Below are 15,322 nucleotides of genomic sequence, written 5' to 3' on the forward strand. Positions count from 1 at the left end.
AAAGGTCTAGTCCACTCTGTTGGATTGTTGCGCATCCATACAAAGTCCGGGCAAAGATCCGGGCAAAGAACCGGCGCGACGCCGCCCCGTAACGCCTGATGCCCCTGCGACCCGTGTTGCCGAAGCGAGACCGCAAGGCTGTGGACCAGTAGATGGCCGTACGGGAAAATCGCAGCCACGTGCGACGGTACGGCACGGGGGACCGGCTGGAACATAGTGCAACAAGAGGGTGGGAAAAGACTGTGCAGCGGCGCTTCTTGGGGCTTACTGCGGCGGTTGCCGCGCTCGGTATGACGGCAGTGCTCTCCGGTTGCGGAGCGGACAGCGGATCGGGGGACGTCACCCTGAAGGTCGTCGCCGCCAACTACGACCCGAACGACGGGCCCAGCAACCAGCAGTACTGGGACAAGCTCGCCGCGGCCTTCGAGGCGAAGAACCCGCACATCAAGGTCGACGTCTCCGTCTACTCCTGGAAGGTCATCGACGCGAAGGTCGCCGAGATGGTCAAGTCGGGGCACGCCCCCGACATAGCCCAGCTGGACTCGTACGCCGACTACGCCGATCAGGGCAAGCTGTACAGCGCGGACGACCTGCTCTCCATTGAGGTCCAGTCCAACTTCCTCACCTCGCTCTCGGACGCGGGCGAGCAGGACCGGGTGCAGTACGGGATGCCGTTCGTCGCCTCGACCCGGCTGCTCTTCTACAACGAGAAGATGTTCTCGGACGCCGGCCTCAAGGCACCGAAGACCTGGGCCCAGCTCAAGTCCGACGCGGAGGTCCTCAAGGCACGGGGCGTGAAGTATCCGTACGCCCTTCCGCTGGGCACCGAGGAGGCTCAGGTCGAGGCGACCCAGTGGCTGCTGAGCGGCGACGGCGGCCTCACCGACGGCGTCGGTACGTACACGATCGACTCGGCCCAGAACGTCAAGACCTTCGACTGGCTGAAGAACGACCTGGTCGGCGCCAAGCTGACCGGACCCGTCGCCCCGGCCGAGTTCGACCGCAGGCAGGCGTACGCGGCCTTCACCCAGGGCCAGGTCGGCATGCTCAACGGCCATCCGCAGCTGGTGCAGCAGGCGGAGAAGAAGGGCATCAAGGTCGGCATGGTCCCGATGCCGGGCATCAGCGGTCCGACCAAGTCGGACATGGGCGTGGCCGACTGGATCATGGGCTTCAAGCAGAGCGGCCACCGCGCCCAGATCGGGGCGTTCCTGGACGACGTCTTCAGCGACAAGAACGTCCTGGACCTCACCCGCCAGTACAACCTGCTGCCCACCACCACATCGGCGTCCGGCACGCTCGCCGACGACCCGCGCCACAAGTCCCTCAAGACCTTCCTGAACGAGCTGCCCGACTCGCAGCTGGCACCGGTCGGCAAGACGTCCTGGTCGGAGGTGAGCGACGACATGAAGAAGGAGATCGGCAAGGCCGTGCAGCCGGGCGGCAACCCGGCGAGCGTCCTCAACCAGATCCAGAGCGAGGCGGCAGCGGCACAGAACGCGGAGTAGCGGAGCAGCTGAGCAGAGCCCGGCCGGTCCGGTACTGGAGTGGCCCGGTCGGCGGGCTCCCCAGTACGTTGGCTCATATGACTGGCGACGACGCGCACGGCCCCGCGCTCCCCGAGCGCGACCGCGCCGTACTCGCGCTGGAGCGCCGCTCCTGGCCGGGCGCCGGCGCCAAGGAGCGGGCCATCAGGGAGCAGCTCGGCATCTCACCGGTCCGCTACTACCAGCTCCTCAACGCCCTGCTGGACGACCAGGCCGCGCTGGCCCACGACCCGGTGACGGTCAACCGCCTGCGCCGGGTCCGGGCGGCCCGCCGCGAGCGCCGCTGAATCACAGAGCCTCGCCGCTGACCGCCGCTGACCGGCTGATCCAAACGAAAGGCCACAGCCCCGGTACCCCGCTAGGGTCGCCCCATGGGCAGCTCACCGAACACCCTGCCGACCCCCGCCACCGCCGCCGGCCGTGACGGCCTCGCCGCTTTGCTGGCCGGACCCCGGAAAGCCGTCGTGGCCCTCGACTTCGACGGCACGCTCGCCGACATCGTCCCCGACCCGGAACAGGCCCGCGCCCACCCGGACGCCGTCCCCGCACTCGTCGCGCTCGCGCCGGAGGTCGCCTCCGTCGCGGTCGTCACCGGGCGCCCGGCCGAATTGGCCGTGCGGTACGGGGGGTTCGCCGGCGTCCCCGGTCTGGAGCACCTGGTCGTGCTCGGCCACTACGGCGCGGAGCGCTGGGACGCGGCCACCGGTACGGTCGACGCCCCCGCCCCGCACCCCGGTGTCGCGGCGGCCCGCGCCGAACTCCCCGGACTGCTCGACACGGAGGGCGCCGGACGCGGCACCTGGATCGAGGAGAAGGGCGGCCGGGCCGTGGCGGTCCACACCCGCCGCGCCGCCGACCCCGAAGCCGCCTTCGAGGCCCTGCGCGCCCCGCTGGCCCGGCTCGCCGCACAGCACGGCCTGATCGTGGAGCCCGGCCGGCTGGTCCTTGAGCTGCGCCCGCCGGGCGTCGACAAGGGCGTGGCGCTGACCGCGTACGTACGCGAGACGGGCGCCGCGGCCGTCCTCTACGCCGGGGACGACCTCGGGGACCTGCCCGCCTACGACGCCGTGGACGAGCTCCGCACACAGGGCGTGTTCGGGCTGCTGGTGTGCAGCGGCGGCGACGAGGTGCCCGAACTGGCCGCGCGGGCCGACCTGGTGGTGCCGGGACCCGGCGCGGTGGCCGGCCTGCTCGCGGCCCTCGCCCGCGCCATCACGGCGTAAGCCCTGGCAGTCCTGTCACCGTGTCCCGGCGGCCGGGTCCAGGGCGTTCAGCTGGTCCAGGAACCACTGCTGCGGCGGCAGCGCGGTCGCCGCGGCGGCCAGCCGCTTGCTGCGCTCGGCCCGTTCGCCGTCCGGCAGGGTGAGTGCCTCGTGCAGCGCGGCGGCTGTGGCGCTCACGTCGTACGGGTTCACGGTGATCGCGTCGCGCCCCAGCTCCTCGTACGCCCCGGCCTCCCGCGAGAGCACCAGCGCGCACCCGTGGTCGGACACCACCGGGACCTCCTTGGCGACCAGGTTCATGCCGTCGCGGATCGGGTTGACCAGGGCGACGTCGGCGAGGCGGTAGGCGCCGAGCGAGCGGGCGAAGTCGTCCTTGAGGTAGAGCGCGACCGGGGTCCAGTCCGCCGTCCCGTAACGGGAGTTGATCTCCTCGGCGACGCGTTCCACCTCGGCCATGTAGTCGCGGTAGACCGCGAGGTCCTGCCGCGAGGGGTACGCGAACGCCATGTGCACCACCCGGCCGTGCCACTCGGGACGGGTGTCGAGCAGCTCCCGGTAGGCGAGCAGCCCGCGCACGATGTTCTTGGACAGCTCGGTCCTGTCCACCCGGACGATCGTCTTCCGGCGGCCGTCGGGCCCCTCGCCCGTGCCGCCGCCGATCCGCTCGCGCAGCGCCGCCATCCGCTCTTCCACATCGGGCCGGTGGGACCGCGTCCGCAGGAAGTCCGCGTCGGCGCCGAGGCCGTGCACCGCGATCTCTGTATCTCCGGTGCCGCCGAGGACCGCGGTGCAGCAGGCGACGAAGGCGTCGGCCCAGCGCCGGGTCAGGAATCCGGCCCGGTCGGCGCCCAGGATGCCGCGCAGCAGCTCCGCGCCGATGTCGTCGGGCAGCAGCCGGAAGTACTCGGGGGGCGCCCACGGGGTGTGCGAGAAGTGCGCGATCCGCAGGTCGGGGCGGAGTTCGCGCAGCATCCCCGGCACCAGGCACAGGTGGTAGTCCTGCACCAGCACGGCGGCGCCTTCGGCGGCCTCGGCGGCCAGCGCGTCGGCGAAGGCCCGGTTGTACGTACGGAACGAGTCCCACTGGCGCCGGAACTCCGCGTCGAAGACCGGCTCCAGCGGGGTCCCGTAGAGCATGTGGTGGATGAACCACAGCACGGAGTTGGCGATGCCGTTGTAGGCGTCGGCGTGCACCTCGGGGTCGATGTCGAGCATCCGTACGCCGTCCTCGGCGATCCCGCGCCGCACGGCGGCCCGGTCGCCGTCACCGAGTGCGGCGCAGACCCAGAGCGATTCGGCGTTCCCCTCGATGGCGGAGAGCCCCGAGACGAGACCGCCACCGCCCCGCTTCGACGTGAGTTCACCGTCGTCGCGGAGGGTGTACGAGACGGGGCCCCGGTTGGAGGCGACGAGGACGCGGGCGGCGTGCGGAGAGGCCATGACGCGAACCTAGCCCGTGCCGCAAACACTCAAACGTGCCGCACCGGCGGGGCCGCGGGGGGACGCGGCTCCGCCGGTGCGGCGCTGACGGCCGCAGGGGATACGGCCGTCAGCGGGCGCGGCGCGGGCCCGCAGGGGGGTGCGGACCTCAGCGCGGCGCGGGATCAGTGCTGGACGGGGGCGCTGTCCGTCGCCGGGGCGAGGTCGTCCTCGGGAACGGAGATCACCCAGTGCGTGGCCTGCCGGGGCCGGAGATACAGCGCCCAGTAGAGCGCCGCGGCGGCGACGATGACACCGGTGATGACCAGGCTCTTGACGCTCTGCTGGTACAGCACCCAGGCCAGGACGACGATCAGCAGGGCGGGGATCGCCGGCCACAGCGGCATACGCCAGGCCAGCCGGTGCTTGTGCTCACCGCGGCGCGAGACCAGGGCGCCCAGGGCGACGAAGACGTACATCGCGGCCACCGCGACACCGGTGACATCGCTCAGCGTGTCCAGATTGACGAAGCACAGCACCGCTCCGGGGACGCCGACGGCCAGCGTCGCCGCCCAGGGGGAGTTGTAGCGCTTGCCGATGTGGGAGAGGACGCGGTTGGCGGCGGTCGGCCAGGCCGCGTCACGTGCCGAGGAGTAGACGACGCGGGAGTTCTGGATCACCATCACGATCGCCGCGTTGATGATCGCCAGCGCGATGCAGAGGCTGACGAAGGTGCCGACGCCGGAGTTGCTCCAGGTCTGCACCATGCCCGCGACGTTTCCGGCGGCGAGCGTCTTGAGGGACGGGGCGCCGAGCGTGATCGCGACGACCGGGATCAGGACGACGGCCGCGCCGATCCCGAGCGTCCACAGCACGGTGCGGGAGACGTTGCGGCGCGGGTTGTCCATCTCCTCGGCCAGATACACGGCGGTCGAGAAGCCCTGGAGGATGAAGAGCGCGGTGGCGAGCCCGGTCACGATCAGACCGGCGGTGACGGCCGAACTCTGGCCGTGCCCTGCGTCCATCACCGGGTGGATGAGGACCGAGGCGGACCGGCTGGTGTGGGTGAAGCCGAGGAAGGCGACGACCGCGCAGGCCACGACTTCCAGGACCAGGAAGATGCCGGTGATCCAGGCGTTGGCGCGCAGGTCGAGCAGGCCCATCGCGGTGGCGAGGAGCATCACACCCGCCGCCGTGTACTGCGGGTTCAGATGCACGATCGGCGCCAGATAGTCGGCGGTGCCCAGCGCGATGATGGGCGGCACGATCATGACGACGATCAGTGAGAGGACGAAAACCAGCCAGCCGGCGAGCCGCCCCATGAGGGTGCCGACCATGGCGTACTCGCCACCGGAGCTCGGTATGAGCGTGCCCAGCTCCGAGTAGGTGAACGCGACACCGATACAGAGCAGGCCCGCGATGGCGATGGTGAGGGCCGTTCCGGTGCCCAGGGTGGCGAACGAGTCCGGCACGATCACGAAGAGCGACGATGCCGGGGTCAGACAGGAGAGCGTCAGCAGCGTCCCTCCCACCACACCGATGGACCGGGTGAGCGTGGGGGCTTCCCCTGCCTTCGCGGCACGGGTGTCGGCTTCCGGCTTCCCTGGGGGCGCGGCAACGTTCGTGTCGGGCGTAGGGGTCATCCGTTGTCCCATCGGTGCTGGCGGCATGAGGCTGGCGGCATGAGGGGCAGGCACCTTCGATGAAGTTCAATGAAGTTCGATGAAGAGTGCCGCACATGCGGGGCGGACCGCGACGACGTCCACGCCGCTCCGGTGACCGAATACAACTCCCGACGACGATTCCCGTCAAGGGTTCGTTAATGCGTCACCGCAACGAAATCCGTTGTTTGTTTACGGCATCGCAGTGCTCATTACTGCTCTGAGTGCGGTGGCTGCACGGATATCGCGGCTCGATGGAAGGTTCGGATTCTCGTGCCAACGATGGCCAAAACCTTTCCATGGACAGCCGTCGGTCACGGGTCACGGGTCACGGGTCACGAGTCACGCGGCAGCGGTCAGGCCGCCCGGCGGGCCGTGTACTCCCCGACGCTCCGCATCGGGGGCCGCTCCTCGGTGTCCACCGCGTACGTCCGCGGCACGAACCCCTCCACCCCCCGCTCGAACTGCGTCAGCGCCGGCCGCACCAGTTGCCCCCGCGACAGCCGTAGCTGCGCCGTGCGGTAGATCGCCGCCGCCATCCGTCCCAGCGCGAGCCCGTCCTGGTGGCGGTGTTTGCGCGAGCCCACGTCGACCTGCGCCAGCGCGTCGAGCCCCACCGTGTGGAGCGCGTCGACCAGCAGGCCCAGCTCCACTCCGTAACCGACCGGGAAGGGCAGCTGTTCGAGCAGCGAGCGCCGTACCGCGTACTCGCCGCCCAGCGGCTGGACGAAACCGGCCAGCTGCGGCCAGTGCAGGTTCAGCAGCGGCCGCGCCACCAGCTCGGTCACCCGACCGCCCTGACCTGCGGCCTCGCCGAGCGGCCGGTCGTACATGGCCTTCACGAACTGCACATCGGGCTCGGTCAGCAGTGGCCCGACGATTCCCGACACGAAGTCCGCCGAGAACTCCCGCAGGTCCGCGTCCACGAAGCAGACGATGTCGCCGCCGGTCACCAGGAGCGAACGCCACAGCACCTCGCCCTTGCCGGGCACGGCCGGAATCCGCGGCAGGATCTCGTCCCGGTGCACCACCCGCGCGCCCGCGGCAGCGGCGGCCCCGGCCGTACGGTCGGTGGAGCCGGAGTCGATGACCACCAGCTCGTCCACGAGCGGCACCGGCAGGGCGTCCATCAGCTCCCGCCTGATGGTCGCGACGATCGCCCCGACCGTCGCCTCCTCGTTGAGCGCGGGCAGGACGACACTCACCTTCGTGCCGCGTTTGGCGGCAATCAGCCGGTCCAGCGGACGGTCGGCTGCCGACCAGGAACGCCTGGCCAGCCAGCGGTCCACCTCTTCCAGCACGGCGCGTCTCCTTGACTGTGAGCCATCTCGCGGTTCGGACGACTATCTCAACTGTCACTGCCTTCGGTTACAGTCTTGAACAACGCAAATGGCCACGGGATGCCGGGGTCAGCACGTGCGGACAAACACGCCGGGCCTCAAGGCCCGCGTCATAAGCGCTCATCCAGAGGGACTGAGGGAACGGCCCGTAGAAGTCCCGGCAACCCTCCCGCCGACCGCGAGGTCATGGTGGGGAAGGTGCCAATTCCGTCTTGCGGCGAAGTACGTCGCGAGGAAGATGAGGAGAGGACCTCGCCACCATGGCTGTGCAGACCGTCACCAGCACCAATGACTCCACCGGGGCCGTCGATCTCGGCCCCGCCGCCGCACTCTCGTGCCGCGAGTGCGGAGAGCGTTTCCCGCTCGGCCCCCTCTTCGCCTGCGCGTCCTGTTTCGGGCCGCTCGAAGTGGCGTACGACCTGCCGAGCGGCTCCCCCGACGAGCTGAAGAAGCGCATCGAGGCCGGCCCGAACAACATCTGGCGCTACGCCCCGCTGCTGCCCGTCCCCGCCGGTGTGGCCGACCAGCCCAACCTGAACCCGGGCTTCACCAAGCTGGTCAAGGCCGACAACCTCGCCCGTGAGCTGGGTGTCACCGGCGCTCTGCACATCAAGGACGACTCCGGCAATCCGACGCACTCCTTCAAGGACCGTGTCGTCGCCATCGCCGTCGAGGCCGCCCGCGCCTTCGGCTTCACCACGCTCTCCTGCTCCTCCACGGGGAACCTGGCCGGTGCCGTCGGCGCCGCCGCAGCCCGCGCCGGCTTCCGCTCCTGCGTGTTCATCCCGCACGACCTGGAGCAGGGCAAGGTCGTGATGGCCGCGGTCTACGGCGGCGAACTGGTCGGCATCGAGGGCAACTACGACGACGTCAACCGCTTCTGCTCCGAGCTCATCGGCGACCCGATCGGTGAGGGCTGGGGCTTCGTCAACGTCAACCTCCGCCCGTACTACGGCGAGGGCTCCAAGACCCTGGCGTACGAGATCTGTGAGCAGCTCGGCTGGCAGCTGCCCGACCAGATCGTCATCCCGATCGCATCGGGCTCCCAGCTCACGAAGATCGACAAGGGTCTCCAGGAGCTGATCAAGCTCGGCCTCGTCGAGGACAAGCCGTACAAGATCTTCGGCGCGCAGGCCGAGGGCTGCTCGCCGGTCTCCACCGCGTTCAAGGCCGGCCACGACGTCGTACGGCCGCAGAAGCCGGACACGATCGCCAAGTCGCTGGCCATCGGCAACCCGGCGGACGGCCCGTACGTCCTGGACATCGCCCGCCGCACCGGCGGCGCCGTGGAGGACGTCAACGACGCGCAGATCGTCGACGCGATCAAGCTGCTGGCCCGTACCGAGGGCATCTTCGCGGAGACCGCGGGCGGCGTGACCGTCGGCGTGACGAAGAAGCTCATCGAGGCCGGTCTGCTCGACCCGTCGCTCACCACCGTCGTACTGAACACGGGTGACGGCCTCAAGACCCTGGACGCGGTCGCCCCGACGTCCGGCCCGACCGCGACGATCCGTCCGACCCTGGACGCGTTCCGCGAGGCCGGTCTGGCCACGGGCGCCTGACCCGGGCTCTCCGTACGCAGGCTCTCCGCCCCCACCGCCCGTTCCGTCCGACTCGTCCCGCCCCGGACTCCTGGAAGGCAATCCGCATGAGCGTCAAGGTCCGCATCCCCACCATCCTCCGCACCTACACGGGCGGCCAGGCCGAGGTCGCCGCCGACGGCGGCACCCTCTCCGAGGTCATCGCCGACCTGGAGAAGAACCACACCGGCATCGCGGCCCGCGTCCTGGACGACCAGGGCAAGCTGCGCCGCTTCGTGAACGTGTACGTGAACGACGACGACGTGCGCTTCGAGCAGGGCCTGGAGACGGCGACGCCGGACGGCGCGGGCGTCTCCATCATCCCGGCCGTCGCCGGCGGCTGAGCAAGCCCCTGAGACGCCGCGGCGCGGCCCCCGGCGCTCCCCGGCACTCGGGGCCCTGCCGTCGCCCTGCTGTCCGCCCTGCCGTCTGCTGGACCCGTTGCCCTCTCCGCGTACAAAGCGGAGGGGGCAATTCAGCATGATTGAACACGGTAGAGTTGGGGCAGCCCCCTTGATCCTTCTTGATCGACCGTGCCGCGAGCAGCTGAGCACGCGTCAATGTGTGGGCAATGTGTTCGATCTCTTTGCGTCGTAAGTGCCCTTTGCCCGGCCCGACTTGCCCGGGGATCCCCGGAAATCCGCCCAATGGGGCGTTCAGCCGCGCTCAGAATTCTCGTCCGATTGACCTGTTGCAGAGGGCAGTTGGGCAGATACATTCAGCCGCGGTCGACGCGTTCCGGCGCAAGGTCTGACCCGGATCCCGCGAAGTGCGGGCTCTGTGCAAGGGCCAGTAATAGGGGAGTTAGGCATGGCTCAGGGCACCGTCAAGTGGTTCAACGCGGAGAAGGGGTACGGCTTCATCGCGGTCGACGGTGGTGCGGATGTTTTCGTCCACTACAGCGCGATTCAGATGGACGGCTACCGCACCCTTGAAGAAGGTCAGCGAGTTGAGTTCGAGATCTCGCAGGGCCAGAAGGGTCCGCAGGCGGACATGGTCAAACTCGCCGTCTGATCTCGGCGCGATCGGCCACCCACCCACTCACGCCGAGAGGCCCGCACCCCACACAGGGGCGCGGGCCTCTCGTGCGTCCGCGACCGCCCGCGCGTACGGCCGGTATCGACCGAAGGCGCTTGCCCTCCCTACCCCCGGACTTCGTCCGGGAGGTGCCCTCACTCCGACCACCGCCCCTGGCTGGGCCTTCTTCGAAGGCGCTTGCACTCACAGGGGTCGAGTGCTAATCATTGGCGTTAGCACTCTCCCAGTGAGAGTGACAGAAAGACCGGGTTGGCGAGGCCCGCGGGCCGGGTGGGGCAAGGAACCACCGGGCAAGCAGGCCGTCCGTCGCGGGCGCCGCCAGGTCTGACGCTTCCGCCCACCCCCGGACTTCGTCCGGGGGGACCCCCAGTCCTGGGAGGACCACTTCACATGGCCAAGATCATCGCGTTCGACGAGGAGGCACGGCGCGGTCTCGAGCGCGGGATGAACCAGCTCGCCGACGCCGTCAAGGTCACCCTCGGCCCCAAGGGCCGCAACGTCGTCCTTGAGAAGAAGTGGGGCGCCCCCACGATCACCAACGATGGTGTTTCCATCGCCAAGGAGATCGAGCTTGAGGACCCGTACGAGAAGATCGGCGCCGAGCTGGTCAAGGAGGTCGCCAAGAAGACGGACGACGTCGCCGGTGACGGCACGACGACCGCGACCGTCCTCGCGCAGGCGCTGGTTCGTGAGGGCCTCCGCAACGTCGCCGCCGGTGCCAACCCGATGGCCCTGAAGCGTGGCATCGAGAAGGCCGTCGAGGCCGTCTCCGCCGCTCTGCTGGAGCAGGCCAAGGACGTGGAGACGAAGGAGCAGATCGCTTCGACCGCCTCCATCTCCGCCGCTGACACCCAGATCGGCGAGCTCATCGCCGAGGCGATGGACAAGGTCGGCAAGGAAGGCGTCATCACCGTCGAGGAGTCGCAGACCTTCGGTCTTGAGCTTGAGCTCACCGAGGGCATGCGCTTCGACAAGGGCTACATCTCGGCGTACTTCGCCACCGACATGGAGCGTATGGAGGCGTCGCTCGACGACCCGTACATCCTGATCGTCAACTCCAAGATCGGCAACGTGAAGGACCTCCTTCCGCTGCTGGAGAAGGTCATGCAGTCCGGCAAGGCGCTGCTGATCATCGCGGAGGACGTCGAGGGCGAGGCGCTGTCGACCCTGGTCGTCAACAAGATCCGCGGCACCTTCAAGTCCGTCGCCGTCAAGGCTCCGGGCTTCGGCGACCGCCGCAAGGCCATGCTCGGCGACATCGCCATCCTCACCGGTGGCACGGTCATCTCCGAGGAGGTCGGCCTCAAGCTGGAGAGCGCCGGTCTCGACCTGCTCGGCCGCGCCCGCAAGGTCGTCATCACCAAGGACGAGACCACGATCGTCGACGGTGCCGGTGACAGCGACCAGGTCCAGGGTCGCGTCAACCAGATCCGCGCCGAGATCGAGAACTCCGACTCGGACTACGACCGCGAGAAGCTCCAGGAGCGCCTCGCGAAGCTGGCCGGCGGCGTGGCCGTCATCAAGGCCGGTGCCGCGACCGAGGTCGAGCTCAAGGAGCGCAAGCACCGCATCGAGGACGCCGTTCGCAACGCGAAGGCGGCCGTCGAGGAGGGCATCGTCGCCGGTGGTGGCGTGGCCCTGCTCCAGGCTTCCGCGGTGTTCGAGAAGCTTGAGCTCGAAGGCGACGAGGCGACCGGCGCCAACGCCGTCAAGCTCGCGCTTGAGGCCCCGCTGAAGCAGATCGCCGTCAACGGTGGTCTCGAAGGCGGAGTCGTCGTCGAGAAGGTCCGCAACCTGACGGTCGGCCACGGCCTGAACGCTGCGACCGGCGAGTACGTCGACATGATCGCCGAGGGCATCATCGACCCGGCGAAGGTCACGCGCTCCGCGCTGCAGAACGCCGCGTCGATCGCCGCGCTGTTCCTCACCACCGAGGCCGTCATCGCCGACAAGCCGGAGAAGGCCGCCCCCGGCGGCGCCCCGGGCGGCATGCCCGGCGGTGACATGGACTTCTGATCCTCGGCTCTCAGCGAGGATCGGCTGCTCCAGCAGTAGCACGCGAGCCGTAAGAAGCAGTACGGCGAGCGAGTACGGACCGAGGGCGGTACCCCTTCTCGGAGGGGTACCGCCCTCGGGCGTTCTCCTGGGGGGCGTCGTCAGTGGGCGTAGTCCTTGAGCTTCCCGGTCTCCAGCGTGATCGAGACGGGCGTGGGAAGCGTGACCGTGGCGCCGTAGGCGTGGGATGTGCGGGTCAGGTATTCGCCCCGCTCCGGCTCGCTGTAGACGACGAGCTTCTCCGTGTCCCGGTCGACGAGCAGGTAGACCGGGATGCCTGAGGCCGCGTAGCCGTCGCGCTTCTCCACGCGGTCGCGGAGGTCGGAGTCGGAGTCGTGCGAGGTGACTTCCACGGCCATGAGGATGCCTCCGGGGTGCGCCCACTCTCCTTGCCCCGAGAAGTGGCCGGTGGGGGCCAGCGCGCCGTCAAGTCGGGCTCGGCCTTGCCGATAGGACTCGACCTTGACTCCTTGCTCCGGATACAGGCCCAGTTCAGGTCGCTGCTGGATGCACTGGCGCAGCAGCCACATGATGATTTCTCCGTGGTCGCCGTCCGGCACGGGCTTGACCCCAAGCTTTCCATTGATGAATTCCAGTGCCACTGTCTCGGGAGCGTGGCGGGCGAGTTCCTCGAAGTCCTCTACGGACATCTGGGCGTGGTCCTGGGCGTGATCAGCGGTGCTGGGGGTCATGGCGTCGCCTCCTCCCCTACATCGTGCCCTGCTCGGGGGCCGAGTGAGCTGAACGGTCATGTGCGGGTCCTTTCGGGCTGTCGGGTCGCTGCCGCCGCGCGGGCCTGTGCCGCCCGGGTGTGGACCTGGGCCGGGGTGAGCGGTGCGGGGCGGCGTACGGGCCTGCCCCGGCACTCCGCGCACTCACCGCCGGGCAGGGCTTCCGGGCGCCCGGGGGCCCCGCACTTGCCGCACTCCAGGATCCGCAGCGCCGGGCGGGCGACGCATGGCGCCGGGCGGGGCGGGCGCTCGGGCGGGAGCTTGTCGGTGAGCCGCCTGCGGACGAGTGAGGACGCGCGGTGTACGGGGGTGGGCAGCCCGGCGGTCAGGGCGTGCAGCATCTCGGGTTCCGTGGCGCCACGGTCGAACCACGTGGCGGCGAGGGGCTCCAGCGCGGCACAGTCCGCCGCCGACAGGCTCAGCGAGGGCGCGGTGCGGCCGAGGGCGGCCAGCAGGATGAACGCCCTTGAGCGGGTGGGCCGTTGTGGTGGAGGTGCGTCCTCCGGTACGCCTCCGGTGGTGAAGGCGGCCCACCAGGCGTCGTCGCGGGCGGTGCGGGAGAACCACGTACGGGTCACCCAGCGGGCGCTGTCCGACCCGATCAGGTGCTCGCTGCCCCGGCGCAGATGCCCGGCGCGCTGAAGGGCGTTGAGCGCGGTGCGCAGGGCGCACTGCCCGTACGGAAGGACCTTGGCCAGCGTCTTCACCGAGATGTCGGCCCCGTCCGGCAGCCGGTCGATGTACGCGGCGATGGCCGCTTCGCGCGGCGGCAACAGGGTGAAATCTGTTGCGGAATGCGGGCGTTGACCGGGAGCGGAGCGCTTTCCGTACCCCGGATTGGCCATCGGGTGAGGGGCCCCGTGTGTCGGGTACAGGGCAGGATTAAGGTGGCTGTCAGCCATGGATCGAACCTCGATGCTTATCGATCTGGATGGTCAGGCCCCGGAGCCGGTGTTGGCGCACCGACCGGGGCCGTTCACGTTCTGTGAGCACGCTAGAGCCTGGCAACTGCCTGTGGCAAGTCGGTCACGAAAAGTCAACAGGACGCGCGGGGAGGGTGGTTGGGGTGGGATATAGGGCCCTCCACCCGATCACTGTTAAGAGTGCTCGGGGCGCGGGACTTGAGCCCCGGGGCCGCGCTGCGCGGCACGGAACCCTCCATTGCGCCGCTCGCGGGGTCACTGGTCCCACCAGTCTCCTGCGCAACATCTCCACACCCTGACGTGGGCGGATCGGCGGTCGTCGGCATCACACAGGTAGGTCGCTACGAAACGCGCTACCGCTACAGACCGGCGTGCCCGCGCCGGAAGGAAGGAGCGACATCCATGGGTTCCCACGCCCGCCCCAACCGGATACACCGCACGGGGGTTCGCATCGCGACGGCCGCACTGGTCGGGGTCGCTCTGCCGCTCACCGCCGCCGGCCTCGCCGAGGCGGCCACCCCCGGTGCCACGCACTCCGCCGACGACAATGGCGCGCAGGGCAGCGAGGCCACCACCCCGGCCGGCCAGAACCAGCATGTGCAGCAGCAGTCCCGGACGGCCCGGACGGCGCAGCACGCCGTCAAGGTCAAGACCGCCGCCCAGGACGCCCAGGACGCTCAGGACGCCCAGGACGCTCGGGTCGCTCAGGTCGCCAAGGATCAGGCCGGTCCGCAGATCAGCGCCGATCACGCCTTCCTGCTGGATGCCCGCGACGGCAGCCAGGAGCGGGAGATGTGGGCCGGGGCCAAGGCCGACGAGAGCGTCCCGATGGCCAGCACCACGAAGATCATGACGGCGCTCGTGGTGCTCAAGCACCCGGAGTGGCTGAACCACCGGATCACGGTGAAGCAGGCGTACCGGGACTACGTGCAGAAGGCGGGTGGCAGCACGGCCGACCTCCAGACCGGTGACACGCTGACCGTCGAGCAGCTGATGCACGCCATGCTGGTCCCGTCCGGTGACGACGCGGCGATGGCCCTGGCCGACAACTTCGGTTCCGGCGCCACCCAGGACGCGCGGATCGCGGACTTCGTGAGCCAGATGAACGCCGAAGCACAGCAGCTGGGCCTGACCGGCACGCACTTCGACACCTTCGACGGCATCTCGCACGGCAACAACCACAGCACCGCCCGCGATCTGGCCAAGCTCGGTCAGCGCGCGATGTTGCAGCCGGTGTTCGCCGACATCGTGAAGGACAAGCAGTTCAAGACCGAGGCCCCGGCGGCCAACGGCCACACCCGGTACTACACCTGGAACACCACCAACGAGCTGCTGGGTACGTACGACGGCGCCCTGGGCGTCAAGACCGGCAGCGGCCCGGAGGACGGCTACTGCGTCGTCTTCGCCGCCAAGCGGGACAACCGCACGCTGGTCGGCGCGATCCTCAGGGAAGACACCGACAAGGCTCGCTTCGACGACGCCGCCAAGATGCTCGACTGGGGCTTCGCCCACTGATTCGACCCTGATCGGACAGTGCCCCCGGCATTGAACGCGTACCGCGTCATTCCGCGTGCGGCACCCGAAGGCCCCTGCCCCGTCCCCACGGCGGGCGAGCGGGGGCCTTCTGGGCCTTCAGTCTTCTGGCGAAACCGTTGTGTGCGTGGGGAGTTGCGTCGCTACTGTTGAAGCGAGTGTGCGACCGGGCCGAGGGGGACGCGGTGGCGGATGCGGCCAAGGCACTGAACGCCTCGGCTGCCGCCTCCTCCGACGACACCAGTGGAGAGCCTGACGGCGTCGGCGTACAA

At 69.5% G+C, this 15,322-nt stretch carries 13 protein-coding genes and 1 riboswitch; of the genes, 8 read left to right on the plus strand and 5 right to left on the minus strand.

Annotation, left to right across the window (positions count from 1 at the left end; genetic code table 11):
* Positions 1 to 290 precede the first annotated feature (290 nt).
* The 3 genes from OG385_RS17645 to otsB all read left to right on the plus strand — a co-directional run bounded on the left by OG385_RS17645 (position 291) and on the right by otsB (position 2,770).
* Positions 291 to 1,508, plus strand: coding sequence for an ABC transporter substrate-binding protein (locus OG385_RS17645; RefSeq protein ID WP_266855596.1), 1,218 nt, complete (start codon positions 291 to 293; stop codon positions 1,506 to 1,508).
* A gap of 77 nt (positions 1,509 to 1,585) precedes the next feature.
* Entirely contained in the window at positions 1,586 to 1,834 is a 249-nt protein-coding gene (locus OG385_RS17650; RefSeq protein WP_266855597.1) for a DUF3263 domain-containing protein, read from the plus strand.
* 84 nt (positions 1,835 to 1,918) lie between these two features.
* Positions 1,919 to 2,770, plus strand: a complete 852-nt coding sequence (gene otsB / locus OG385_RS17655) for a trehalose-phosphatase (protein WP_266855598.1) — start codon at positions 1,919 to 1,921, stop codon at positions 2,768 to 2,770.
* 15 nt (positions 2,771 to 2,785) lie between these two features.
* Here otsB and OG385_RS17660 read toward each other — a convergent pair whose 3' ends face one another.
* From OG385_RS17660 to OG385_RS17670, 3 genes are all read right to left on the minus strand, one after another.
* Positions 2,786 to 4,210 carry a trehalose-6-phosphate synthase gene (locus OG385_RS17660; RefSeq protein ID WP_266855599.1) on the minus strand — a complete coding sequence of 475 codons (1,425 nt, stop codon included), beginning with the start codon at positions 4,208 to 4,210 and terminating at the stop codon, positions 2,786 to 2,788.
* A gap of 164 nt (positions 4,211 to 4,374) precedes the next feature.
* Positions 4,375 to 5,832, minus strand: a complete 1,458-nt coding sequence (locus OG385_RS17665) for an APC family permease (protein ID WP_266855600.1) — start codon at positions 5,830 to 5,832, stop codon at positions 4,375 to 4,377.
* Between the two features lie 374 nt (positions 5,833 to 6,206).
* Positions 6,207 to 7,151 (minus strand): glucosyl-3-phosphoglycerate synthase, encoded by a 945-nt coding sequence (locus tag OG385_RS17670; protein ID WP_266855601.1) that lies wholly within the window; start codon positions 7,149 to 7,151, stop codon positions 6,207 to 6,209.
* A 156-nt stretch (positions 7,152 to 7,307) separates the two neighbouring features.
* A riboswitch (SAM riboswitch) is annotated at positions 7,308 to 7,435 on the plus strand.
* Between the two features lie 15 nt (positions 7,436 to 7,450).
* Between OG385_RS17670 and thrC the strand changes: the two genes are divergently transcribed.
* The 4 genes from thrC (at position 7,451) to groL (ending at position 11,824) form a co-directional block, all read left to right on the plus strand.
* Positions 7,451 to 8,752 carry a threonine synthase gene (gene thrC, locus OG385_RS17675; RefSeq protein ID WP_266855602.1) on the plus strand — a complete coding sequence of 434 codons (1,302 nt, stop codon included), beginning with the start codon at positions 7,451 to 7,453 and terminating at the stop codon, positions 8,750 to 8,752.
* Between the two features lie 86 nt (positions 8,753 to 8,838).
* The gene (locus OG385_RS17680) at positions 8,839 to 9,114 is read left to right on the plus strand and encodes a MoaD/ThiS family protein (protein ID WP_266855603.1); all 276 of its coding nucleotides are present in this window, start codon (positions 8,839 to 8,841) and stop codon (positions 9,112 to 9,114) included.
* Between the two features lie 466 nt (positions 9,115 to 9,580).
* Positions 9,581 to 9,784 (plus strand): cold-shock protein, encoded by a 204-nt coding sequence (locus OG385_RS17685; protein WP_005315736.1) that lies wholly within the window; start codon positions 9,581 to 9,583, stop codon positions 9,782 to 9,784.
* A gap of 414 nt (positions 9,785 to 10,198) precedes the next feature.
* Positions 10,199 to 11,824: a chaperonin GroEL gene (groL, locus tag OG385_RS17690; RefSeq protein WP_266855604.1), complete on the plus strand. Its 1,626-nt coding sequence runs from the start codon at positions 10,199 to 10,201 to the stop codon at positions 11,822 to 11,824.
* Between the two features lie 140 nt (positions 11,825 to 11,964).
* Here groL and OG385_RS17695 read toward each other — a convergent pair whose 3' ends face one another.
* A complete protein-coding gene (locus OG385_RS17695; RefSeq protein WP_266855605.1) occupies positions 11,965 to 12,555 on the minus strand; it encodes a Uma2 family endonuclease in 591 nt (196 codons plus the stop codon).
* 56 nt (positions 12,556 to 12,611) lie between these two features.
* Positions 12,612 to 13,439 (minus strand): hypothetical protein, encoded by an 828-nt coding sequence (locus OG385_RS17700; protein WP_266855606.1) that lies wholly within the window; start codon positions 13,437 to 13,439, stop codon positions 12,612 to 12,614.
* A gap of 480 nt (positions 13,440 to 13,919) precedes the next feature.
* On the opposite strand from OG385_RS17700, the gene OG385_RS17705 reads away from it, so the two are divergent.
* Positions 13,920 to 15,032 (plus strand): D-alanyl-D-alanine carboxypeptidase family protein, encoded by a 1,113-nt coding sequence (locus tag OG385_RS17705; RefSeq protein ID WP_266855607.1) that lies wholly within the window; start codon positions 13,920 to 13,922, stop codon positions 15,030 to 15,032.
* Positions 15,033 to 15,322: the final 290 nt, after the last annotated feature.

Source organism: Streptomyces sp. NBC_01306, assembly GCF_026340465.1.
Taxonomy (GTDB): Bacteria; Actinomycetota; Actinomycetes; order Streptomycetales; family Streptomycetaceae; genus Streptomyces.